The organism is Planctomycetota bacterium (assembly GCA_016125255.1).
Lineage (GTDB): Bacteria > Planctomycetota > Phycisphaerae > Phycisphaerales > Zrk34 > RI-421.
In genome coordinates this window covers 173,658-197,396 of sequence record WGMD01000001.1, presented here as the reverse complement: position 1 = coordinate 197,396, position 23,739 = coordinate 173,658, and the positions used below count along the sequence as shown (strand labels likewise).

Below are 23,739 nucleotides of genomic sequence, written 5' to 3'. Positions count from 1 at the left end.
TTTGTCGGCGCGCCGATGTAGGTTTTATCGCCTATGATGACAGGCGACATCGCCCCCCCGCCCGCCGGAGAATCCCCATTGCTGGAGCGCTGGTATTATCACCAAGGCGGCCATCGCCACGGCCCGGTCAGTACAAGACGGCTGCGTCAGCTCATCGAGAGCGGCGAGCTGTCGCCGATGGACCGTATCTGGGATGAGCCGACGCAGTCGTGGGTCCCGGTCATCAAATTCGAGCAGATGCGCGATCTGAAGCCGCGCAAGCAGCCCGCCGCGCCGGCGGAAGCGGAGCAGGCGAAGCCGGGTCATCGTGGGCGGCGGATGTCGCTGATGGCGCCGATGCTGGCGGTGATGGTGCTGGTGTGGGGGGTGTTGATCGTGGCGCTGTGGCCCAAGCATCGGGCGGGCGCGCCGGGGGCGGGCATGATCGAGCCGGTCAGCGCGGCCGCGGCGCCGGTGACGCCGACGGTGACGTTCGAGAAGGACGTTCAGCCGGTGCTCGAGAAGTTCTGCTACCAGTGCCACAACGATCAGAAGCACAAGGGCGATCTGAACCTCAAGCAGTTCATGGATGAAAAGAGCGTTCTGCGGAAGCGCAAGGACTGGCATCGTGTTTTCGAGCAGCTTTCATCGGGCGAGATGCCGCCGGACGACAAGCCCCAGCCGACGCTCGAAGAGCGCGGCCGCATCACCGACTGGATCGCCTCCGTCATCGACAAGTACGACTGCACCGGCCCGCAGGACCCCGGCCGGGTCACGATCCGCCGGCTCAACCGGGCTGAGTACAACAACACGATCCGCGATCTGATCGGCCTCGACCTCAAGCCCGCCGACAAATTCCCGACCGACGACGTCGGCGACGGATTCGACAACATCGGCGACGTGCTGTCGCTGTCGCCGATCCTGCTCGAAAAATACATGGGGGCGGCGGAGTCGGTACTCGATGAGGCGATCGTGACGAAGGTCGTCTCCGCCGAGGTGACGCAGCATCTGGAGGCGGAGCGCATGTCCTCCACGATCGGTGATCCGGACGGGCGGTTCGTCAATCTGTTTTCCAACGGCGAAGTCTTCGCCACCGTGGACATTCCCGCCGACGGGCGGTACCGCTTCGCCGCGCGTGCATGGGCGACGCAGGCGGGCGATGAGCTGGCGCGGATGGAGCTTCGCATCGACAACAAGACGGTCAAGGCGTCGGACATCAAGGGCACCGAAGACAAGATGCAGACGATCGCGGTCGAAACGACGATCGCCAAGGGGTCGCACAAGGTTTCGGCCGCGTTCGTCAATGATTTTTACGACCCGAAGAATCGCGATCCGAATCGGCGGGACCGGAATCTGATCATCGACTGGGTCGAGCTCAAGGGTCCGCTCGATGCGCCGCCGCCGACGATGCCCGCTTCGCATCAGCGCATCTTCATCGCGGCGCCGATGAAGGACCACCCGCCGCGCGACGCCGCCAAAACGATCATCGAACACTTCGCCACCCGCGCCTTCCGCCGCCCCGTCAAAGCGGACGAAGTCGAGCGTTACCTGAGTTTGTTCGACGTGGCGCAGCAGGGCGGGGAGAATTTCGAGGCGTCGGTGAAGCTGGCGCTTCAGGGCGTGCTGGTCTCGCCGCACTTTTTGTTCCGTGTCGAGACGGACAAGCCCACGCAAGACCCGATGGGCGCCTACGCGCTCAATGACTACGAATTGGCGTCGCGGCTCTCGTACTTTCTGTGGTCCTCGATGCCCGATGACGAGCTGTTCGATCTGGCCGGCAAGGGCGAACTGCACAAGCCCGAGGTGCTCGAAGCGCAGGCGATGCGCATGATTCACGATCCCAGGAGCCGGGCGATGATCGACAACTTCGCGGCCCAGTGGCTGGAGCTGCGGAACTTGGAGATCATGTCGCCCGACGCCAAGAAGTTCCCCGCGTTCACCCCCGAGCTTCGCAAATCCATGTACGAGGAAACCGAATGGTTCCTCGCGTCGGTCATGCTCGAAGATCGCCCGATCCTCGACCTGCTCGACGCCGACTACACGTTCGTCGATCAGCGCCTCGCCAAGTTCTACGGCATCGACGGCGTCGAAGGCGACAAGATGCGGCGCGTTTCGCTGACCGGCGATCGTCGCGGGGGCGTTCTGGCGATGGCGGCGGTGCTGACGATCACGTCCAATCCGACGCGGACGAGCCCGGTGCTGCGCGGCAAGTGGGTGCTCACGGAACTGCTCGGCTCCCCGCCGCCGCCGCCGCCGGCCAACGTCGCGCCGCTCGACGAGGTCGCGTCGCACAATCCAAACATGAGTCTGCGGGCGCAGATGGAGCTGCATCGCGAGAACCCCATGTGCGCATCGTGCCACAAGCGCATGGACCCGATCGGCTTCGCGCTGGAGAATTACGACGCCATCGGCCGCTGGCGCGATCAGGAACATGACCAGCCGATCGACACCCGCGGCGTCCTGCCGGACGGGACGAAATTCGACGGGCCGAACGGGCTCAAGACGATTCTGATGGCCCGAAAGGACGATTTCGCCCGTTGTCTGACGGAAAAAATGCTCACTTACGCCCTGGGCCGATCGCTGGAATATTATGATGCGTGTGCGACCAGGAAGATCGTCACGCGTCTAAAGGACAATGACTACCGCTTCTCCGCTTTGGTGAAGGGGATCGTCGAAAGCTATCCGTTCCGATATCGCCGCAACCTTCATGATGATGAGGTGACCGATGAGCAGTAAGCGCTGGCTGATTTCGCGACGCACCGTTTTGCGCGGGCTGGGGACGACGATGGCGATTCCGCTGCTCGACGCCATGACGCCCTCGAGCGCGCTGGCCGCGCCCGCCGCCGCCGCGCCGATCCGCACGGCGTTCGTGTACGTGCCCAACGGCATCATCATGAAGGATTGGACGCCCAGCGGCATGGGCACGAACTTCGAACTGCCTTCGATCCTCGCGCCGCTCAATCCCGTCAAGGACGAACTGCTTGTGCTCTCGGGTCTGGCCCATGTGCATGCCCGCGCCAACGGCGACGGCGGCGGGGACCACGCCCGATGCGCCGGCACGTTCCTGACCGGCGTGCAGGTCCGCAAGACGAGCGGCAAGGACATCCACGCCGGCGTGAGCGTGGACCAGATCATCGCGGACCACGTCGGCAAAAACACCTCGCTGCCGTCGCTGGAGATCGGCTGCGAGCCCGGCCGGCAGAACGGCAACTGCGACTCGGGATATAGCTGCGCGTATTCGTCGAATATTTCGTGGCGCACGCCGAGCATGCCCATGGCCAAGGAGATCGATCCGCGTCAGGCGTTTAATCGGCTCTTCGGCGACGCGTCCGCACAGGCGTCCAAGCGCGAGGCCGCCAAACAGGCCATGTACCGCCGCAGCGTGCTCGACCTCGTGCTCGGCGACGCCAAGAGTCTGTCCGGCCAGCTCGGCCGCAACGATCAGCACAAGCTCGATGAATATCTCGAATCCGTGCGAGCCGTCGAGAAGCGCGTGCAGGGCGCCGAGTCGGAGTCGAAGGACCGTCTGCCCGCCGATGCGCAGATTCCCGAGGGGATTCCCGCCGAATTCGCCGAGCACATCCGTCTCATGTACGACCTGATGCTCCTGTCGTTCCAGACCGACACGACGCGCATCGTCACTTTCATGCACGCCAACGCCGGCTCCAACCGCAGCTATCGCGAGATCGGCGTCAGCGATGGGCATCACTCGCTCAGCCATCATCAGGGCAACCCCGAGTGGATCGAGAAGCTTCGCAAGATCGACCTGTTCCACATGACCGAGCACGCCCGGTTCATTCAGAAAATGCGCGACACGCGCGACGGCGACCGCTCGCTGCTCGACAATTCCATGATCCTCTACGGCTGCGGCATCAGCGATGGCAATCACCACAGCCATGACAATCTCCCCGTCGTCCTCGCCGGCAAGGCGGGCGGCACCATCACGACCGGCCGCCACGTCAAGTACAAGTTCGAAACCCCGCTCAGCAACCTGTTCCTGTCCATGATGGACCGGGCCGGCGGAGCGGGCGAACGTGTCGCGTCCTTCGGCGACAGCACCGGCCGACTCGATCAGCTCACGGCGTAAAACAAGCGATAATGCGGTGATAACGTTAAGCGGCGATGTCTCTGACTTCGTCATATCGCCGTTTTCGCGCCTTGTTACAAATCTTTTACAAACGCGCTCCCCGCTCGCACGTCTAATCAGACGGAGCCCACACAAGGAGCCGCGTCATGACCCATCGACTCACCGCCGCGTTCTGCCTGTTCGTCTTCACGCTTGCCGCTTCCGCGCAGGTGTCCGTCGATGTGCGGGTGCGCCCGCTGGCGCCGATCGTGATCGTTCCGCAGCAGCGGGTGTTCGTCGTCAACGCGCCCGCCGCCGTGCAGATCACATCCGTCGACGCCGAGGTGAACATCCTCGAGCAGGTCGCCACGACCTCGATCGACATCCATCTTTTCAATCCCTCGCGCCAGCTTCTCGAAGCCGAGCTGGTCATGCCCGTCCCCGACGGCGCCGCGATCCGCACCTTCGGCATCGACGGCACGGGCGCCGAGCCCACCGCGCAGATTCTTCCCCGCGACGAAGCCCGCCGCATCTATGACGACATCGTCCGCCGCACGCGCGATCCGGGACTGCTCGAGTTCATCGGGTGCAACCTCGTGCGCTCCAGCGTCTTTCCCGTCCAGCCCGGCGGGCGGCAGACGATTCATCTGACCTACGAGCATGTGCTCCCCGCCGACGGCGATCGCGTCGATTATGTCCTGCCCCGCACCGAGTCGATCGATTATCACGTCCCCTGGCACATCCGCGTCAAGATCAGCGCCAAGCGTCCGATCACCGCCGTCTACTCGCCCAGCCACGCCATCGACACCATCCGCACCGATGCGAAGAACGTCGTCGCCACAGTCGCGCGCGACGGGTCCACCGAGCCCGGACCCTTCCGCCTGTCCTACCTCCTGGAACGCAACGGCGTGACCGCCTCGCTCTACGCCTATCCCGATCCGACGTTCGGCGGCGGATACTTCCTCCTGCTCGCCGGTCTTCCCCCCGCGCCGCCCCCGCAGAAAATCATCAAGCGCGAGATCACGCTCGTCCTCGACCGCTCCGGGTCCATGCAGGGCGAAAAGCTCGATCAGGTGCGCGAAGCGGCGCTTCAGATTCTCGCCGGTCTCGAAGACGGCGAAGCGTTCAACATCATCCTCTACAACGAAGCCGTCGACCTGTTCGCCGATCAACCCGTCGTCAAAACCAGCGAAACGCTCGCCGCCGCCCGCGCCTACCTGAAAACCGTCAAAGCCCGCGGCGGGACCAATATCCATGACGCCCTCCTCGAAGCCCTCCGCGCCAAACCCGTCGAGGGCACGCTTCCGCTTGTTCTCTTCCTCACCGACGGCCTGCCCACCATCGGTCAGACTTCCGAGAAGTCGATTCGCGCCCTGGCGGCTGAAGGCAATCCGTTCCACCGCCGCGTGTTCACCTTCGGCGTCGGCACGGATGTGAACTCGGCGCTTCTGGAGAACATCGCCTATCAGACCCGGGCCGTCACCACCTTCGTCCTCCCCGGAGAAGACGTCGAAGTGAAAGTCTCCGGCGTGTTCAAGCGCCTCGGCGCGCCCATCCTCGCCGACCCCGCGCTGCGCATCGTCGATGCCAATCATCAGCCCAACCCCGCGCGCGTCCGCGATGTGCTGCCCGCCAACATGCCCGACCTCTTCGAAGGCGATCAGCTTGTCGTGCTCGGTCAGTACGTCGGCGAAAAACCCGTGACGTTCGAATTGAGCGGCAACTACCTCGGCGCGGTGCGCACCTTCGACTTCACCTTCAACCTCGATTCCGCCACGACGCGCCATGCCTTCGTGCCCCGGCTTTGGGCCATGCGCAAGATCGGCGTCCTCATCGACGCCATCCGCTCCAGCGGGGCCGACCCGAACGTCATCGCCCGCGGCGGCGATCCGAAGATGAAGGAGCTTGTCGATGAGATCGTCCGACTCTCCACCGAGTTCGGCATCCTCACCGAATACACCGCGTTCCTGGCGCGCGACGGCGTGGACCTGACCCGGCGCGACGCGGTGCTCAACGAAGCGGCCGGCAACTTCCAGCAGCGCGCCCTCTCGCGCTCGCCCGGCCTGTCGTCGATCAATCAGGACGCCAATCAGCAGGAGCAGAAGGCCGCGGCTTCGCTCAAGTATTCCAACACCTATTACAACGACAAGATGGAAAAGGTCGCCGTGTCCAACGTGCAGCAGGTCAATGACAAGGCGTTCTACCTCAAGGGCAATCGCTGGATCGATGCGCAGCTTGTCAACGCCCCCGAGCAGGTCGACGAGGTCGTCGAGTTCGGGTCGGCCCGCTTCATGGAACTGGCTCAGAAACTCGCCGAGGAACACCGGGCCGGTTCAATCGCGCTCAAGGGCGACATCCTGATGCGCGTCGACGGCCGGACCGTGCTGATTCACACCCAACCCTGATTCGCGAAAGGACAGACTCATGGATCGCAAACTCGTGTCGCTGATCGTTGCGTGCGTGCTGCTGGTCGGATCGCTTGTGCATGCGGACGTGAAACCCGCCCCCGTGCAGCCGCGGATTCAGATCGCCATTCTGCTCGACACGTCCGGCTCGATGGACGGGCTCATCAACCAGGCCCGGTCGGAACTGTGGCGCATCGTCAACGAGTTCGTCACCACGAAACGCGACGGCGTCCGCCCGCTCTTTGAGGTCGCGCTTTACGAATACGGCAACGACGGGCTCAGTCAGGAGAGCAACTACATTCGGCAGATCGTGCCGCTGTCGGATGATCTGGACAAGGTGTCAAAGGAGCTGTTCGCGCTGACGACGAACGGCGGGTCGGAATACTGCGGCGCGGTGATCACCGATGCGGTCAATCATCTGAACTGGAGCGCGAGCGGCGATGACCTGAAGCTGATTTTCATTGCGGGCAACGAGCCGTTCACGCAGGGGCCGATCGATTACGCCGGGGCCTGCAAGGCGGCGATCGCGCGGGGCGTGATCGTCAATACGATCCACTGCGGGCCCGAGTCGCAGGGCGTCGAAGGCATGTGGAAACAGGGGGCGCTCCTGGCGGACGGGTCTTTCAGCAACATCGACCAGAATCAGGCGGTGGTGCATGTCGAGGCGCCGCAGGACAAGGAGATCGCCGAGTTGGGCGTGCAGCTCAACACGACGTACATCAACTACGGCGCGGCGGCGCCCGCGGCGGCGGCGAATCAGGCCGCGCAGGACGCCAACGCCGCCAAGCTTTCGGAGTCCAGCAGCGTGCAGCGCGCGGTGACGAAGGCCAACGCGTATTACGTCAACAGCAACTGGGACCTCGTCGATGCGCTGCGCGAGAAGAAGATCAAGCTCGAAGAGGTCAAGGACGCGGATTTGCCGGAGGCGATGAAGAAGATGTCCCTCGAAGAGCGCCGCGCCTATGTGACGGAGCAGCAGACCAAGCGGCAGCAGATTCAGGAAAAGATCAACACGCTTAATGACCAGCGCAAGGACTACGTCGCGGCCGAACTGAAGAAGCGCAGCGAAGCGGGCGGCGAAAAGACGCTCGATCAGGCGCTCATTGAATCGGTGCGGGCCCAGGCGACGAAAAAGCACTACACGTTCGACGAATAAGACGGGTATCATCAGGCGGGGCCACGTATGGGTTCATCACCGCGGATTCTGGTCATCGAGGACGACAGCGCGATTCGACGAGGCATCGTCGACGCGCTGTCGTTTGATGGCTACGCGGTGCTCGAATCGGGCGACGGCGAATCGGGTCTGCGCATGGCGATCGAGTCGGAGTGCGATCTGCTCTTGCTCGATCTGATCTTGCCGGGCAAGCGGGGGCTGGAGGTGCTGGGCGAGGTGCGGCGTGTGCGGCCGACGCTGCCGGTGATCATCATCACGGCGCTGGGGGAGGAGGCGGACCGGATTCGCGGGCTCAAGCTTGGGGCGGACGATTACGTGGTTAAGCCGTTCAGCGTGAAGGAGCTTTTGGCGCGGGTCGGCGCGGTGCTGCGCCGCTCGCCGGGGCGCTCGGCCGCGCTGACGCGCATCGGGCTGCGCGACGGGCACGTGAACCTGTCGCGCATGGAGATCTGCTTCGACGACGGGGGGAGATGCGAACTTTCGGAGCGCGAGATGGAGCTGTTACGCTATCTGGCTCAGAACGCGGGACGGGCGATCGCGCGGGAGGAAATTCTGGCGCATGTGTGGCGGATGGACCCCAAGGGCGTGACCACGCGGACGATCGATATGCACATTACGCGCCTGCGCGAGAAGCTGCGGGACGACTCGGCGGACCCGCATGTGATCCGCACGGTGCGCGGGCGGGGGTACATGTTCGGGGCGGAGAAGGTGGAGTCATGAGGCGGCCCTGGATCATCTGGTTGATCTTCGCGACGTGCGCGGCGGCGGTGTTCGCGGCGACGGGTTGGATCAGCATGCTCGTGATCGACCTGGACCGGCGCGACACGACGGCGCAGCGGCAGGCGGACCGCGAGGAGCAGATTCGGCTGGCGCTGTGGCGGGCGGATGCGGCGCTGATGCCGCTCATTGCACGTGAGAATGCGAGGCCGTATTTTCAGTACTCGGCGTTTTACCCGGCGCAGCAGGCGTATTCGAACAAGCAGACGACGCTCAATTATGGCGACGTGCTGATGCCATCGCCGCTATTGGCGGCGAAGACGCCTTATGTGAAGCTGTATTTTCAGATCGACGAGGACGGTCGCGTGACGAGCCCGCAGACGCCGACGGGCGAGTGGTTGAAGCTTGCGGCGTCGCGGTACGACATGACGGCGCAGCTCAACGAGGCGGCGAATACGCTTTCGAACTGGCGGGCGGACAATGATGTGAAGTCGCTTCGATCCGCAGCGGAGAAAAACGCGGAGGCGCCTGCGCCCGAAGCGCAGGCGACGGTGCAGGCGAACGAAGCGCCCGCCGCCAACGAGCCGTTGCAACAGGCGGCGGTGGCGCAGCTTGATGAACAGTCGCAGCAGTCATTCGCGCAGCAGAAGCAGACGTTGCTTAATGCGGCTGAGTACGCCAAGCGGCGCGATCTGGAGGCGCAGTCGCGCGGTCTCAGCAAGGCGGGCAATAGCGTGTACGAGTCGCTGCCGGGGTCGATTTCGCAGGGAGAGCAGAAGAGTTCGGCGCCCAATGCGTCGGCGGCGGATGCGGTGCAGATTGCCAAGCCGCAGGCGGCGGCGACGAGCGCGGTGGATGAAGGAGAGATGCGGGCGGCGTGGTTGAATGGCGAGTTGGTGCTGCTGCGGCAGGTGCGCGTCGATGGGCGGGAATTGGTGCAGGGATGCTGGCTGGACTGGCCGGCGATTCGGACGTGGCTTGTTTCGGAGATGAAGGATGTGCTGCCGGGCGTGACGCTGGAGGCGGTGACGGATGCGGGGGCGAGCGCGGGGGGGGATACGCGGATGCTGGCGGCGGCGCCGATTCGGATCGTGCCGGGGCCGATGGAATATGCGGCGCTGGGTTTGTCGGACCCGGTGCGTCGGGCGCTGATGCTGGCGTGGATCGGTGTGGTGACGGCGGTGGCGGCGGCGGGACTCCTGTTGCGCGGGGCGGTGGCGCTGAGCGAACGGCGGGGGGCGTTCGTGTCGGCGGTGACGCACGAGCTTCGCACACCTTTGACGACGTTCCGCATGTACACGCAGATGCTCGCGGACGGCATGGTGCGCGATGAGGAGAAGCGCGGGCAGTATCTGCGCACGCTGCGCACGGAATCGGATCGGCTCGGGCATCTGGTCGAGAACGTGCTGGCGTACGCACGCCTTGAGCGCGTCAAGCTCGACCGCCGGGCGGAGGACGTCACGCTCGGCGCGCTCATCGAGCGCGTGCACGACCGACTCGACCAGCGGGCGTTGCAGGCGGGCATGACGCTCGGTGTGGACATCGATGACGCGATGCGGGCGACGCTGCTGCGGACGGACATCGGGGCGGTGGATCAGATCCTGTTCAACCTCGTCGACAACGCGTGTAAGTATGCGCGGCAGGGGCGCATCGAGCTGACGGCGAAGCGCGGCGGGGCGATGATGGAACTGCGCGTGCGGGATCAGGGGCCGGGCGTCGGGGCGGATGTGAAGCGCCGGCTGTTTCGGCCGTTCAGCAAATCGGCGACGGCGGCGGCGGGGTCGGCGCCGGGCGTGGGGCTCGGATTGGCGCTGAGTCGGCGGTTGGCCCGGTCGCTGGGCGGCGCGCTGATGCTCGAGAGCAGCGGGGGGGCGGGGGCGTGTTTTGTGTTGGTGCTGCCTGTACGTGATGCGGGGGGACGGGGGGATTGAAGTCCCTCGCGCCTCAGGCGTGCGGCAGGTCGGGGAAGACTTGGGCGACGGCGGGGTTGGCGAGTTTGCCGCAGTGCATGTTCAGCGCGGCGGCGTGGCCCTCGCTTTTGGCGACGAACTTGTCGACGCCGAGCTTGGCGAGGTCGCGGACGTAGGGAAGCGTCGCATTGCAGAGGGCTTGCGTGCTGGTGCGGCCGACGGCTCCGGGCATGTTGGTCACGCAGTAGTGGACGACGCCCTGCTCGATGTAGGTCGGGTCATGGTGCGTGGTGGGGCGCGAGGTTTCGATGCAGCCGCCCTGGTCGATGCAGACGTCGACGATGACGGAGCCGGTGTGCATGTGCTGAAGTTGATCGGCCCGGATGAGCATGGGGGCGCGTCCGCCGGGGATGAGCACGGCTCCGATGACGAGGTCGGCGCGGCGGATGTACTGGTCGATGGCGTGCGGGTCGGAGTAGATCGTCGTGACGTTGGCGGGCATGAACGTGTCGAGCCAGCGGAGGCGATCGAGACTGATGTCCATGATGACGACGTTCGCCCCGAGCCCCGCCGCGACGCGGGCGGCGTTCGTGCCGACGATGCCCCCGCCGAGCACGAGCACATCGGCGGGCTCCACCCCCGGCACGCCGGCGAGCAGAATCCCGCGCCCCATCATCGGACGCTCCAGATACTTGGCCCCCTGCTGAATCGACATGCGCCCGGCGACTTCGCTCATGGGCGTCAGCAAGGGAAGCTGCCCGCTGCGGTCGCGCAGCGTTTCGTACGCCACCGCCGAGATGCCGCTCTTGAGGCATGCTTCCGTCAACTCGTGCGACGCGGCGAAGTGGAAGTAGGTGAACACCACCTGACCCGCCCGCAGCTTGGTGATCTCCTGGGGCTGGGGCTCTTTCACTTTGACGATCAGATCGGCTTTCGCCCAGACTTCGTCGGCGGTGGGCACGATTGTCGCGCCGGCGGCGGCGTATTCGTCATCGGTGAACCCGCTGCCGACGCCGGCGCCGGATTCGATCAGTACAGTGTGCCCATCATCGGTCAGAAGCTGCGCGCCGACGGGACGCAGGGCGACGCGGTATTCGTCGGCTTTGACTTCTTTGGGGATGCCGATGTGCATGATGGACTCGATGATTGGTTAACCCGTCAACGGACGACGCCCAGTTGCCGGGCCGCGGCTTCGGCGGTCTGGTCGATGAGCGTGGCGATGGTCATCGGGCCGACGCCGCCGGGGACGGGGGTGATGAGCGAAGCGCGGGGCAGGGCGGCTTCGAAGTCGACGTCGCCGATGTTGCCGGGGTTGTAGCCGGCGTCGATGACGATCGCGCCTTGCTTGATCCAGTCGCCTTTGACGAAGTTCGGCTTGCCGACCGCCGCCACAACCAGATCCGCCCGCCGCACGACCTCGGCGAGATCCTTCGTGCGCGAGTGGCAGATTGTCACGGTGGCGTTGGCGTTGCAGAGCATGGCGGCCATGGGCTTACCGAGAATCGGACTGCGGCCGATCACGACGGCTTCGACGCCGGCGAGGTTGACGTCATACGCCTTGAGCAGCGTCATGATCCCCGCGGGCGTGCACGAACCGAAGCCCGGCAGGTCGAGCCACATGTTGCCCAGCCCCGTCGCCGTCACGCCGTCGACATCCTTGATCGGCGGGATCGCCTCGAAGGCGGCGCGCTCGTCGATCTGCGGCGGAACGGGATGCTGAAGCAGGATGCCGTTGACCGCCGCATCGAGCGCGAGTTTGTTCATCGTTTCAAGAAGCTGTTCGGTCGTGGTGTCCGCCCCGAGCGTGACGCGCAGCGATTTCATGCCGACCGCTTCGCAGCGCTTGCCCTTCATCTTGACATATGTCGCCGACGCCGGGTCGTCGCCCACGAGCACGGTGGCGAGGCAGGGCGTGATGTTCGTGCGGGCGACGATCTGCTTGACCTTCGCCGCGCACGCCTGAAGCACGCGATCGGCGACGGCCTTGCCGTCCATGAGCTTGTTGGCGTCGGTGGTCATCGAAACAGTGTCGTCGGTTCGCTGCGAACTTTCAAGCGGGCGTCACGGGGCGGGGCGCGCCGGCGTCCAATCGCGCCAAGTCACCACGTAAAACAGCGTCACGTCGCCGTAGAACATGCCCGTCACCGCTTGCGGATCGTAGGGCAAGCCGCCGGGCAGCGTCGCCCGCCCGTTGTTCGGATCGACCGTGACGGACAGGGCGGTGAGCTTGGGCGTGTCGTGAGCCATGACCATCAATCGCATCGCCCGCGCATCGTCGTGCATGCTTCGCGCCGCCGCGATGCCCAGCGCCGACGCCGAGGCGCCGATGCCCATGACGATCGGCCCGCTGTCGACGTCCATGTCCCCCTTGCCCTCCGGCCACTCCGCGAAACCCGCGATCATCGGACGTTCGAGCCAGAAATGCCGCACATACAGATCGTAGAGTCGCCGGGCCTCGTCCGCATCGAGCGCCGCCAGCAGCGCCAACCGCCACGACAGATCACAACCGCGCGGCGCTCGCTTCGCATCGTCGTGCACCGTCCGAATCCGGCTGACCGGCAACCCCGTCGCGGCGTCCGTACCCTCCGCCTTGAGCCATGCGAGGTGTTGGCGAATCAACGCCTCCGCCTGATGCGCCCCGGCGATCTGATCGTGCAGCTTGATCGACAGCAAAGTCGGCGCGGTGTCGAAGGGCCAGGACTGATCGGGATACGAGTCGATGGGCTTGCCCTTTAGCGGCGTCATCGTGTCGACGAGCAATTTTGTCAGATGGTCATTGAGCGCCTCGTATCGACCGTCGCCCCCGGCGCATCGCCAGATCGATAGCGCCAGATTGAGCTGCCCGATCCATGTTCCCTGCTGGCGCATGTCGCGGAGCTGCATCAGATCATGGCGCGGCGCTTTGAGCTGCGCGGCGGTGTTGACGACGGCGAGATCGAGAAGCGACGCGGCATGCTCAAGATGCGCCGCCCGCCGATCCGGTTCGTCGGCGGCGAGGGCGCCATAGGCGATGGCGGGAAGCGTATAGGGAAACAGCCGGCCTTCTGGGAAAACGCGACAGTGTTTGTCGACATAGGTTGGATAGCCGGCGCCCGGTGCGGTCAGCGCATCGAAACGGGCGACGAGCTGACGCACGAGATTCGCCCGGACCACGCGGGCCGCATCGACAGTGAACTGCGCATCGTCATCAGCATGGGCGCGCGGACCCGCCGCGATCCACAACGTGATCAGCAGGGCGGCGACGCCGGCAGTTGGGGCGATTCGCATGCGGAATCCCGGGAGGTGATGCATTATAGAACCGCCGGACGCACTGCGCTTGAAACTTGCCCGCGGAACGGGGACACTATTTCGCATGTCCCCGATCGAACTCATTCGCAGCCGCACTTACAACGACATCGTCGCCACGGCCTTCAACACGCCGATGGTGCGGCTCAATCGCATCATTCCGCCCAGCGCAGCGGAGGTGTTCGTCAAGTGCGAGTTCTTCAATCCGCTCTCATCGGTGAAGGATCGCATCGGCATCGCGATGATCGAAGCGGGGGAGCGCGACGGGCACATCAAGCCGGGCACGCACATCGTCGAACCCACGAGCGGGAATACCGGCATCGCGCTGGCGTTCGTCTGCGCGGTGCGGGGCTACAAGCTGACGCTGACGATGCCGGAGACGATGAGCATGGAGCGGCGGGCGTTGCTTCGGGCGCTGGGCGCGAATCTGATTCTGACGCCGGACGATCAGGGCATGGGCGCCGCCATCGCCAAGGCCATCGAGATCACGCAGACGGACAAGAACGCATGGATGCCCATGCAGTTCGAGAACCCGGCTAACCCGGCGATTCACGAAAAGACGACCGGCCCGGAAATCTGGGCCGACTCGGGCCACGACATCGACGCCGTCGTCACGGGCGTCGGCACCGGCGGGACGATCACCGGCGTGACCCGCTTCATCCGCAAGCACAATCCCGATTTCATGTCGATCGCCGTCGAGCCCGTCGACTCGGCCGTGATCAGCGGGGGCCGGGCGGGATGGCACGACATTCAGGGCATCGGCGCGGGGTTCATCCCCAAGACCTGCGACACATCGCTGCTCGACGGCGTCGTGACGGTGAGCAATGACGAAGCGATGGAGTACGCCCGCCGTCTGCCGCGCGAAGAGGGCATCCTCGGCGGCATCTCGACCGGCGCGAACGTCTGTGCCGTCGCCAAGGCCATCGAGAAGTTCGACCTCAAAGGCAAACGCATCGTGACCTTCGCATGCAGTTGCGGCGAGCGATATCTGTCGACGGCGATGTTCGACGGACTTCGCGACTGAATAAATTACAACGTATGGACCGCCAGCGCCGGGACGCCGACGCCGGTGGTGATGCAATCGGCGAGTCGTCGGGCGTCGGGTGCGTCGGCGGCGATGACGAACATGGCGGCGCCGGAGCCGGTGACATGGACGGGCTGATGGATCAGCCCTTCGACGCGCTGTCGGAGGTGCGCGAGCTTGGGTTCGACGCGGCAGGCCGCCTCGGCCAGATCGTTGAACGGCACGCCGCCGATGACGACGTCGCGCAGCGCGGCGTCGGGGGAGATCATGTCGAATGTGCGATACACCGCGCCGGTGTTGCAGTGCAGCGGCGGAAGGATGAGCGTCAGGTGCATGGGCTTTTTGAGCGGCGCGGGCTGCACCTGCTGCCCGATGTCGCGCACGATGGCGGACCCGTCATGGAAGAAGAACGCCACGTCCGACCCGAGATGCGAGGCGATTTCGCACAGCGTATCGCGGCCGAGGCCGAGGTTGAACTCTTCGTTGAGCGCCCGCAGCATCGTCGCCCCGTCGCTCGATCCGCCGGCGAGGCCCGCCCCGACGGGGATGCGCTTACGGAGCTTGACCGCCACGGGCAGCGGCCGCTCGACATACTGCTGCATCAGGCAATGGGCCTTGGCGATCAGGTCCGATTCGACGGGCCAGTCGATCGCGCTGGGCTGAAGCGCATCGTTCGCCCAGTCGATGTCGAACTCGACGCCCCCGGCCGTCGGCGTGATGGTCAGATCGTCATGCAGCGAGACGGTGACCATCCACGAGCAGATCGGGTGCATCCCGTCTTCGCGCGGCCGACCGACGGACAGGGCCAGATTCACTTTTGCCGGGCAGCGGTACATCATGCCGTTATTCATACACGATTCGACTCATCAACGCACCGTCCGTGTCGCACTGCCAGATCAGTCGAACGGTGAGCTTGAGCCCTTTGACGACCGCACCGGGCGGCAGATTCGGCGCCGCGGGCTTTTCGAGTTCGAGCGTCGCGGCGCGCTGCTTCATGCCCGGCCGCGCCAGCGGATTGGGGTCCGGCTCCGGCGCCTCGAAGTTCTCCGCATCCGTCGCCGACTGCACGACGGTCATGCCATGACCCAGCGGCTCGACAATCCGGAACTTCGCGGCTTGAAGCGTCGACTTGATCTGGTCGAGCGACTCGATCGGCCGCCCCGCCTCCTGCATCGCGCGGATCCCGTACGCTAAAAACTCCAGCCGCTGCGCCGCTGTCTTCTCCGGGTTCGGCTCCAGCGCGACGATGAACTTCCTCCACGCCGCCTCGAAGTTCGTGTAGTCCTCCGTGCCGAACGCCTTGGACAGCGCTTCACGCGAGCTGGCGCCGTTGGCGACGAGCGTCAGGTATCGGTTGAACGCCGCCCGGTAGCGCGGATCGCCATGCACGAGGAAGTGCACGATCGACCACGACTCATCGTACTGGAACGACCCCTCGCCGTTCACCACATTGTTGTTCCATGCCGCCTGCGACATATTCAGTAATTCGCTGAAGGCGATATGGCGATTGGCCTTGATGAACTGGCGGATGCGGGCGAGCCGGTCGGGCGGCACCTGTCCGCTCATCAGATGATGATTGACCATGATCGCTTCGCCGAAGTACTCGGCGATGCCCTCATTGGTCCAGGCCGGCATCGACGCGCCGATGCGGGCGTAGGCGAACTGGTGAAAGCCCTCGTGTTGGAGCGTGTGGTACATGCGTTCAAAGCTCTGGCCCTCGACGAAGGTGCACAATCCCGAGCCGTCGGGCGCGACGAAGAACATCCCGCCGCTGCCGGTGGCGTCGATGCCGTGCGAAGCGAGAAAGCCCATGTACTGCTGCTGCGTCTGGAAGACGTACAGGTCATGCTTCTGCGCCGCCTTGGGGCTGAACTGCGAGAAGCGCCGGTCATACTCGGCGTACACCGCATCCATGTGCTCGCCGATTTCCTTGGACAGCGCGCGGTCGACATTGGTGATGATGTGATACGCCCGGCTGTCGAAGTTGTACTGCGGCCCGGCGCCGAGCGCCGCGCCGCTCAGCGCCGCCAGCATGCCGACGAAGAACATGAGACGATTAGCTTTCATCCGTATCGTCCTTGTGCAGCCCCGCCGGAATCGATCGCAAATCACGAGGCACCTCGATGATCGGTTCAAGCCCTTCGGGCAGTTTCTTGGATGAGTCGGCTTCCAACTCCTCAAACTTTCGAGCACAAGGCAGAACGTTCCTATCAATCGACCCAACAAAGTCATTGTAGGTCTCCACCGTTTTTTCGAGGCGCTTACCTAAGGTGGCAAGATGTTCGAGAGCGACCGCGAGCCGTTTGTGCAGCTCGCGGCCCAGATCCGCGATCTTTTTGGCGTTTTCCTCCAGCGACTTCTCCCGCCAGCCCATCGCCACCGTCTTGAGCAGCGGGACCATGATCGTCGGCGTGGCGAGCACGACGTTCTTGGCCATCGCCCATTCGATCAGCGTCGCGTCCTTCTGCACCGCCGCGTACAGCATCGCCTCGCCCGGCACGAACATCACCACAAACTCCGGCGAACCGTCGCACGCATCCCAGTACGACTTGCTCGCCAGCCGCTCCGCCTGCGCCTTCACCTGCCGCGCATGATCGATCATGCTCGTCTCGCGCAGTTCGTCGCTCCCGGCTTCGGTGGCGTTGAGATAGGCATCGATCGGCGTCTTGACGTCGATGACGATGATGCGCTCGTTGGGCAGGCGGATCGTGAAGTCCGGCCGCAGCTTCCCGCCTTCCGCCGCCTCCACCGATGCCTGCGCATCGTAGTCGACATGCTCCGTCATCCCCGCCAGTTCGAACAGGCGGTGCATCTGAAGCTCGCCCCATCGCCCGCGGACCTCCGGCCGGCGCAGCGCCTTGACGAGATTCGCCGTCTCCTCCCGGAGCCGCTGCTGATCTTCGGTCATCTTCGCCGCCTGTGCCGTGATCGACCCGTACGCCTTGGCGCGTTCGTGCTCCGCTTCCGCCAGCTTCTTCTGATATTCCGCCAGCGATTCGCGCACGGGTTTGAGCATCGACTCCATCGCCGTGCCGCTCTTTTTCTGCTCGTTTTCGAAGAGCTTCGACGCCTGCTTGTGAAAGTCCTCGACGGTCTGGCGCAGCGTATCGGAAGCGAGGGATTTGAACGTGTCGCGGGCCTGTTTCTGCGCCTCATCGAACTGCTGACGCGCCGCGGCCAGACGTTCGCGCTCCAACTGAATCTGCGTGTCGAGCTCGCCGATGCGCTTCTGTCGCACGTCCAGCTCGGCGAGGTGACGTTCGTTGGCCGCTTCGAGATTCGCCCGGTCCGACGCCAGTGCATCACGCTCGCGCATCAGGGCCTTGTTGGTCATCACCAGCGCGATGCACGCGCTGCACGCCGCCGCCGCCACAATCGCCGCAATGATCAGCCCCGTCAGCATGCGCGCTCCCGTTTACTTGCCGTCGCCCATGAGCTTCCTGACCGTCGGCTCGATCGCCTCCGCCCACAGCTTGTAGCCCTTTTCCCTCGGATGCAGCAGGTCGGGCATCATCTCCTTCGTCAGCGTCCCGTCGTCGGTCACAAACACATGGTTGATGTCCATGTAGTAAACATGCTCGTTATCCGCAAAACCCGCGATGATTTCGTTGACGCCCGCGTTGATCTTGCGAAGCTTGTCATCCGGCGTCGCGCCGCGCGGAAACACCGCCAGCAGAAGAATCTTCATGTTCGGCAGCTTCTGACGCAGATCGTCGACGATCGCCTTGATGCCCGCGGCCGTCTCGGCGGGCGGGTCCTGACGATGGCCGGTGTTGTTCGTGCCGATCATGATGACCGCCAGCTTCGGATGCACGCCGTCGATCTCGCCGTGCTCGAGTCGCCAGAGCACCTGTTCCGTCCGGTCGCCGGAGAATCCGAGGTTGATCGCGCCGCGTTTGGCGTAGTATTCGTCCCAGACTTTCTTGCCGCTGTTCTCCCATCCGTGCGTGATCGAGTCGCCGATCATCAGCAGCTTGATCTCGTCGCCGCGCTGCTTGATCTCCGCCAGCTTCTGCTCATGGCGCGGCATCCACCACTTGACCGCCCACTCGGCCGTCTGCACCTCCGGCGTCAGCGCCTTGGGCTTCTCGTCCGCGCGGACCAGCGTCGCGCACAGCACGAGCATCAGGAACATCCATTGACGCATCGAAGTTGGCAACATCATGGTGACCTCATGGAAAGGGGTGGCGGGAGCCCGGTGCGAACATGATAGCACAATCCGGCGCGCGCCCGGCGATATCCGGGGGCGATCCGGAGGCGATCCGCATACTCGCACTGTCGGCATGTGGTCAGTTCAACTCGCCCAGAAGCCGTTTGATCGTCGGCTCCATCGCCCCGGCCCAGATGGCGTAACCCTCCGGCGATGGATGCAGCAGGTCCGGCATGATCCGTTCCGTCAGCGTGCCGTCGTCGTGCAGAAACGACTTGTTGATGTTCAGAAAATACACGCTCCGATGATCCGCATACTTTTCGATCAGCGCATTGACCTGCTCGTTGACGCGGCGCTTGGGGTCGTCGCTCGTCGCCCCGCGCGGGAAGATCGCCAAGAGCAGAATCTTCATCTGCGGCAGTCGTGTGCGCAGCTCCTTGATGATCGCCTCGACGCCCATCGCCGTGTCCTTCGCCGGATCATCGTGGATGCCCGTGTTGTTCGTGCCGATCAGCAGCACCGCCAGATCCGGGTGAAGTCCGTCGACTTCCCCGTGCTGGAGCCGCCAAAGGACTTGCTCCGTGCAGTCGCCGCCGAACCCGAGGTTGAACGCCCCGCGGTCGGCGTAGTAGCTTTCCCAGAGGTGCTTGCCGCCGTTCTCCCAGCCGTGCGTGATCGAGTCGCCGATCATCAGCAGCTTGATCTTGTCGCCGCGCTCCTTCGCTTCCTCGACCTTCTTCTCATGCCGCGGTTTCCACCACGCCGCCGCCCACTCCGCCGTCTGAATCGCCGGCGTCACCGATCGGGGCATCTCCTCCGCGAGCGCCGCCGCCGCGCACAACGACACGATCAACAACAGGCGGCGCATCGAAGGATGGTTCCTCATCTTCATGACTCTGCGGCGTGGTGCGGTCAGCCCCGACATGATAGCGCGCTTCCGCCCGACCGCGCCCGCCGATCACCAGCCCAGCACGTAGGCGAACATCAGCGGCGCGACGATCGTCGCGTCCGACTCGATGACGAAACGCGGTGTGTCCACATCGAGCTTGCCCCATGTGATCTTCTCCGTCGGAATCGCGCCCGAGTACGAACCGTAGCTCGTCGTCGAATCGGAAATCTGGCAGAAATAGCCCCAGTACGGGCACGGGCAGCGCAGGTCCTGATGAATCATCGGGACGACGCAGATGGGGAAATCGCCCGCGATGCCGCCGGCGATCTGGAAGAAGCCGACCGTGGTCTTGGCCTCCTCCGGACGGACGGTGCACGTCTCGACGTCGCTGTCGTCTTCGGGCGAAAGGTCAGCGATGGTCTTGCCCATCGTGGTCTTGACATACCACTGCGCCAGTTCCTTCATGTACTCCGTGCCGGACTTGACGACATGGCAGCCGGAGATGTCGCCGGTGATGACGTGCGAGACGAAGATGTTGCCCAGCGTCGAGTCCTCCCAGCCGGGCACGAAGATCGGCAGATTCTTCTCCGACGCCGCCATGAGCCACGAATCCTTCGGGTCGATCTGGTACGACTCCTTGATCCATCCTTCGCGCAGCATCTGGTACATGAACTCGTGCGGGAAGAAGCGCTGATTGCTCTTATCCGCCCGCTGCCACAGCGCGAGGATCTGATGCTCGATCGCGCGGAACGCCTTCTCCTCCGGGATGCACGTATCGGTCACCCGGTTGAGCCCGCGATGCTCGAGCTCCTTCTCGAACTCCGGCGTGAGATTGCGCCAGTCGGGGATGCGGTGATAATGATTATGGGCCACGAGATTGAAGATGTCCTCTTCAAGATTCGCGCCGGTGCAGCAGATGGCGTGCACCTTGTCCTGCCGGATCATCTCCGCCAGCGACAGGCCCAGCTCGGCCGTGCTCATCGCCCCGGCGAGCGTCACCAGGAACTTGCCCCCGTTGTCCAGGTGGGCGCGATACGCCTTGGCGGCGTCGATGAGCGTCGCGGCGTTGAAGTGACGGTAATGATGCTCGATGTATTGGCTGATCTTCATAGGCGCAGAGCGTAGAACACACGCGGGCAATCCGCAAGCGGGTGGACAAGCGGTGGGTCCGCCGCAAGAATCAGAGTGCCACATCATCCGCCTGATGGAGGACGCGATCATGCCAGTCCGCATCGACATCGACGCACCGCCGGCCGGTTCGACGCCGGTGATTCGCACGGCTCACAATCCCGACTTCGGTGAATGGGCCCGGCGCATGGAGCGCGACATGGCCCGGTTCATGCAGCGGCACAGGTCGCCGCTGGGGCCTTCCGAAACTTGGGTCCCGGCGATCAATGCGTATCGGCTCCCCGACTGCATTGAAGTCTGCGTGGATCTGGCCGGGGTGGACAAGGCGAAGATTCAGATTCACGTCGAGCCGGGGCGATTGATGATCCGCGGCGAGCGCATCGCTCCCCAGCCGCACACCTGCACGCAGGGCGGCGTACAGATTCTGGCGATGGAAATCGATCACGGCCCCTTCGAGCGATCCCTTGTCCTGCCCGCCAACGTCAACACCGAGCACGTCACCGCCGAGCAGACCAACGGGCTGCTCTGGATCACGCTTCCGATCGGCAAGCGATAAGTGAATTGGATGTCCCATGACTGAGAATGATGCTGCGAATGCGACGCTCGAATCCGTGCGCCCGCCGATTCCCGACGAGCTGCCGATTCTGCCGTTGCGCGACCTGGTGATGTTTCCGGGGACGGCGGCGCCGCTGGCGGTCGGTCGGGCGTCGTCGATGAAGATGCTCGACGAGTCGCTGCCGCAGAACAAGATCATCGGTCTGGCGGCCCAACTCGATCCGCAGACCGAAGAGCCGCATTTCGAGCAGCTTCATCCGGTGGGCGTCGCCGCGGTGGTGCTCAAGCTCGTGCGCTCGCCCAACGATCAGGCGACGGTATTGGTGCATGCCTTGGGTCGCATCAAGCTTGTGTCGCCGGTGCAGAAGACGCCGTACCTGCGGGCGAAGGTGTCGGTGCTGGACGACGTGACGACGCAGGGCCGGGGCGCGGAGGCGGCGTTCAAGGCGCTGCGCACCACGGCCAACGAACTGATCGCCCTCTCGCCCGATCTGCCCGAGCAGGTGTCGATGGTCATCGCGAACCTCGAAACGCCCGGGCAGCTCGCCGACTTTCTGGCGGCGAACCTCGATGTCAACACTGAGCAGAAGCAGGACCTGTTGGAGGAACTCGATGTCGCCAAGCGCGTGCGGGCGGTGCAGGTGCTGCTCTCGCGCCAGGTCGAAATCGCGCGGCTACAGGCGAAGATCCATCAGGATGTCGCCTCCACCATCACCGACACCCAGCGCAAGGCCTACCTGCGCGAACAGATGAAAGCCATCCGCAAGGAACTGGGCGAGGACGAAGACGGCTCGGCGCAGCAGCTCACCGAACTGCGCGAGAAAATCGAAAGGGCCAAGCCGCCCGAAATCGTCATGAAGGAAGTCGATCGCGATCTGCATCGGCTCGAAGCGATGCACCCGGCGAACCCGGAGCATTCGATGCTCGTGACGTATCTGGAAACGATCGCCGACTTGCCGTGGAGCAAGCTCAGCGAGGATCAACTGGACCTGGACCGGGCGCGGAAGATTCTCGACCGCGATCATTATGATCTGGACAAGGTGAAGCGCCGGCTGATTGAGTACCTGGCGGTGCGGAAGCTCAATCCGACGGGGCGGGGGCCGATTCTTTGCCTGGTGGGTCCGCCGGGCGTGGGCAAGACGAGTCTGGGCGAGTCGATTGCGCATGCGCTGGGGCGTCAGTTCGTTCGGATGAGTCTGGGCGGGGTGCGCGATGAGGCGGAGATGCGCGGACACCGACGGACGTACATCGGCGCGATGCCGGGTCGGATCATTCAGGAAATGCGCCGGGCTGGGACGCGCAATCCCGTGCTCATGCTCGACGAGATCGACAAGCTGGGCGCCGACTTCCGCGGCGACCCGGCGAGTGCGCTACTGGAAATCCTCGACCCCCGTCAGAATCACACGTTCACCGATCACTACCTCGATCTGCCGTTCGATCTTTCGCAGGTGATCTTCATCGCGACGGCCAACTACATGGACCCCGTTCCGCCGGCGCTGCGCGATCGGATGGAAGTCATCGAAGTGCCCGGCTACACGGACAAGGAAAAGCTTCAGATCGCCCGGCGGTACCTCGTGCCGCGCCAGATGAAGGAGAACGGACTCAAGAAATCGCAATGCTCGATCGCGCTGCCGGCGCTGCGACGGATCATCGATGCGTACACGCGCGAAGCGGGGGTGCGGACGCTGGAGCGTCAGATCGGCGCGGTGTGCCGAGGCGTGGCGGCGAAAGTGGCGGGGGGAAAGGCGAAGGGGCGCCTCAGTGTCGGCGTTGAGGACGTGACTGAACTGCTTGGGCCGGCGATGTTCGAGCGCGAGATCGCGCAGCGTGTGGCGAGTCCGGGCGTGGTGACGGGGCTGGCGTGGACGCCGACGGGCGGCGATGTGCTGTTCATCGAAGCGACGCGCTTTGCGGGCAAGGGTCACTTCCAACTGACGGGTCAACTTGGCGACGTGATGAAGGAATCGGCGCACACGGCATTGAGTCTTCTCAAGAGCCGGGCGGACAAGCTGGGCATCGATGCGAAGGCGATGACGGAGACCGATGTGCATGTGCATGTGCCGGCGGGGGCGGTGCCCAAGGACGGACCGTCGGCGGGCGTGGCGATGTACACGGCGATGGCGTCGCTGATGACGGGTCGGACTTGCCGGGCGAACGTGGCGATGACGGGGGAGATCACGCTGCGCGGATTGGTGCTGCCGATCGGAGGGGTGAAGGAAAAGACGCTGGCGGCGATGCGCGCGGGGATTCGAACGGTGATCCTGCCGGAGCGCAATCGCAAGGACCTGCCGGACGTGACGGACGAAGCGAAAAAGAAACTGAAATTCATTTTCGCCAAAACCGTCGACGACGTGCTGGAGGCGGCCCTGTTGCCCGGAAAAATGCGAAAATGACGGAGGCGGATCAGGGAAATTCGTATTCACTTCCCGCCAGGCCCGCCTTATAATTTTTGGTTGT

18 protein-coding genes are annotated in these 23,739 nt (G+C 64.4%); 9 read left to right on the top strand and 9 right to left on the bottom strand.

Going from position 1 to position 23,739, the window contains the following annotated elements:
- Nucleotides 1-33: 33 nt before the first annotated feature.
- The 6 genes from GC162_00870 to GC162_00845 all read left to right on the top strand — a co-directional run bounded on the left by GC162_00870 (nt 34) and on the right by GC162_00845 (nt 10,272).
- Nucleotides 34-2,715 carry a DUF1592 domain-containing protein gene (locus GC162_00870; protein ID MBI1367183.1) on the top strand — a complete coding sequence of 894 codons (2,682 nt, stop codon included), beginning with the start codon at nt 34-36 and terminating at the stop codon, nt 2,713-2,715.
- Nucleotides 2,705-4,066: a DUF1552 domain-containing protein gene (locus GC162_00865; GenBank protein ID MBI1367182.1), complete on the top strand. Its 1,362-nt coding sequence runs from the start codon at nt 2,705-2,707 to the stop codon at nt 4,064-4,066. The genes GC162_00870 and GC162_00865 overlap by 11 nt, the downstream gene beginning before the upstream one ends.
- Nucleotides 4,067-4,212: 146 nt before the next feature.
- Nucleotides 4,213-6,450 carry a VWA domain-containing protein gene (locus GC162_00860; GenBank protein ID MBI1367181.1) on the top strand — a complete coding sequence of 746 codons (2,238 nt, stop codon included), beginning with the start codon at nt 4,213-4,215 and terminating at the stop codon, nt 6,448-6,450.
- A gap of 19 nt (nt 6,451-6,469) precedes the next feature.
- Nucleotides 6,470-7,606, top strand: coding sequence for a VWA domain-containing protein (locus GC162_00855; GenBank protein MBI1367180.1), 1,137 nt, complete (start codon nt 6,470-6,472; stop codon nt 7,604-7,606).
- A gap of 27 nt (nt 7,607-7,633) precedes the next feature.
- Entirely contained in the window at nt 7,634-8,344 is a 711-nt protein-coding gene (locus tag GC162_00850) for a response regulator (protein ID MBI1367179.1), read from the top strand.
- Nucleotides 8,341-10,272 carry a sensor histidine kinase gene (locus GC162_00845; GenBank protein MBI1367178.1) on the top strand — a complete coding sequence of 644 codons (1,932 nt, stop codon included), beginning with the start codon at nt 8,341-8,343 and terminating at the stop codon, nt 10,270-10,272. The genes GC162_00850 and GC162_00845 overlap by 4 nt, the downstream gene beginning before the upstream one ends.
- 13 nt (nt 10,273-10,285) lie before the next feature.
- Here GC162_00845 and ald read toward each other — a convergent pair whose 3' ends face one another.
- The 3 genes from ald to GC162_00830 are packed head-to-tail and all read right to left on the bottom strand — an operon-like array spanning nt 10,286 to nt 13,518.
- Entirely contained in the window at nt 10,286-11,383 is a 1,098-nt protein-coding gene (gene ald, locus GC162_00840) for an alanine dehydrogenase (GenBank protein ID MBI1367177.1), read from the bottom strand.
- Between the two features lie 26 nt (nt 11,384-11,409).
- On the bottom strand, nt 11,410-12,270 hold the full coding sequence (locus GC162_00835; protein MBI1367176.1) for a bifunctional 5,10-methylene-tetrahydrofolate dehydrogenase/5,10-methylene-tetrahydrofolate cyclohydrolase: 861 nt from the start codon (nt 12,268-12,270) through the stop codon (nt 11,410-11,412).
- Between the two features lie 42 nt (nt 12,271-12,312).
- Nucleotides 12,313-13,518, bottom strand: coding sequence for a hypothetical protein (locus tag GC162_00830; GenBank protein MBI1367175.1), 1,206 nt, complete (start codon nt 13,516-13,518; stop codon nt 12,313-12,315).
- Between the two features lie 85 nt (nt 13,519-13,603).
- Here GC162_00830 and cysK point away from each other — a divergent pair, with 85 nt between their 5' ends.
- A complete protein-coding gene (cysK, locus tag GC162_00825; protein ID MBI1367174.1) occupies nt 13,604-14,560 on the top strand; it encodes a cysteine synthase A in 957 nt (318 codons plus the stop codon).
- A gap of 5 nt (nt 14,561-14,565) precedes the next feature.
- Here the strand turns inward: cysK and GC162_00820 are convergent, their stop codons facing one another.
- The 6 genes from GC162_00820 to GC162_00795 form a co-directional block, all read right to left on the bottom strand.
- A complete protein-coding gene (locus GC162_00820; GenBank protein ID MBI1367173.1) occupies nt 14,566-15,411 on the bottom strand; it encodes a hypothetical protein in 846 nt (281 codons plus the stop codon).
- The gene (locus GC162_00815; GenBank protein MBI1367172.1) at nt 15,404-16,792 is read right to left on the bottom strand and encodes a DUF1570 domain-containing protein; all 1,389 of its coding nucleotides are present in this window, start codon (nt 16,790-16,792) and stop codon (nt 15,404-15,406) included. The genes GC162_00820 and GC162_00815 overlap by 8 nt, the downstream gene beginning before the upstream one ends.
- Nucleotides 16,617-17,963: a DNA recombination protein RmuC gene (gene rmuC / locus GC162_00810; protein MBI1367171.1), complete on the bottom strand. Its 1,347-nt coding sequence runs from the start codon at nt 17,961-17,963 to the stop codon at nt 16,617-16,619. Before rmuC ends, GC162_00815 begins: the two co-directional genes overlap by 176 nt.
- A 12-nt stretch (nt 17,964-17,975) precedes the next feature.
- Complete coding sequence (locus GC162_00805; GenBank protein ID MBI1367170.1) at nt 17,976-18,845, bottom strand: acetylglucosamine-6-sulfatase; 870 nt, start codon at nt 18,843-18,845, stop codon at nt 17,976-17,978.
- Between the two features lie 4 nt (nt 18,846-18,849).
- Nucleotides 18,850-19,602 (bottom strand): acetylglucosamine-6-sulfatase, encoded by a 753-nt coding sequence (locus GC162_00800; GenBank protein ID MBI1367169.1) that lies wholly within the window; start codon nt 19,600-19,602, stop codon nt 18,850-18,852.
- 66 nt (nt 19,603-19,668) lie between these two features.
- Entirely contained in the window at nt 19,669-20,709 is a 1,041-nt protein-coding gene (locus GC162_00795) for a deoxyhypusine synthase (GenBank protein MBI1367168.1), read from the bottom strand.
- Between GC162_00795 and GC162_00790 the strand changes: the two genes are divergently transcribed.
- Nucleotides 20,690-21,283, top strand: a complete 594-nt coding sequence (locus GC162_00790; GenBank protein MBI1367167.1) for an Hsp20 family protein — start codon at nt 20,690-20,692, stop codon at nt 21,281-21,283. The two genes, GC162_00795 and GC162_00790, sit on opposite strands and share 20 nt — an antisense overlap.
- 16 nt (nt 21,284-21,299) lie before the next feature.
- Entirely contained in the window at nt 21,300-23,675 is a 2,376-nt protein-coding gene (lon, locus tag GC162_00785) for an endopeptidase La (GenBank protein MBI1367166.1), read from the top strand.
- Nucleotides 23,676-23,739: the final 64 nt, after the last annotated feature.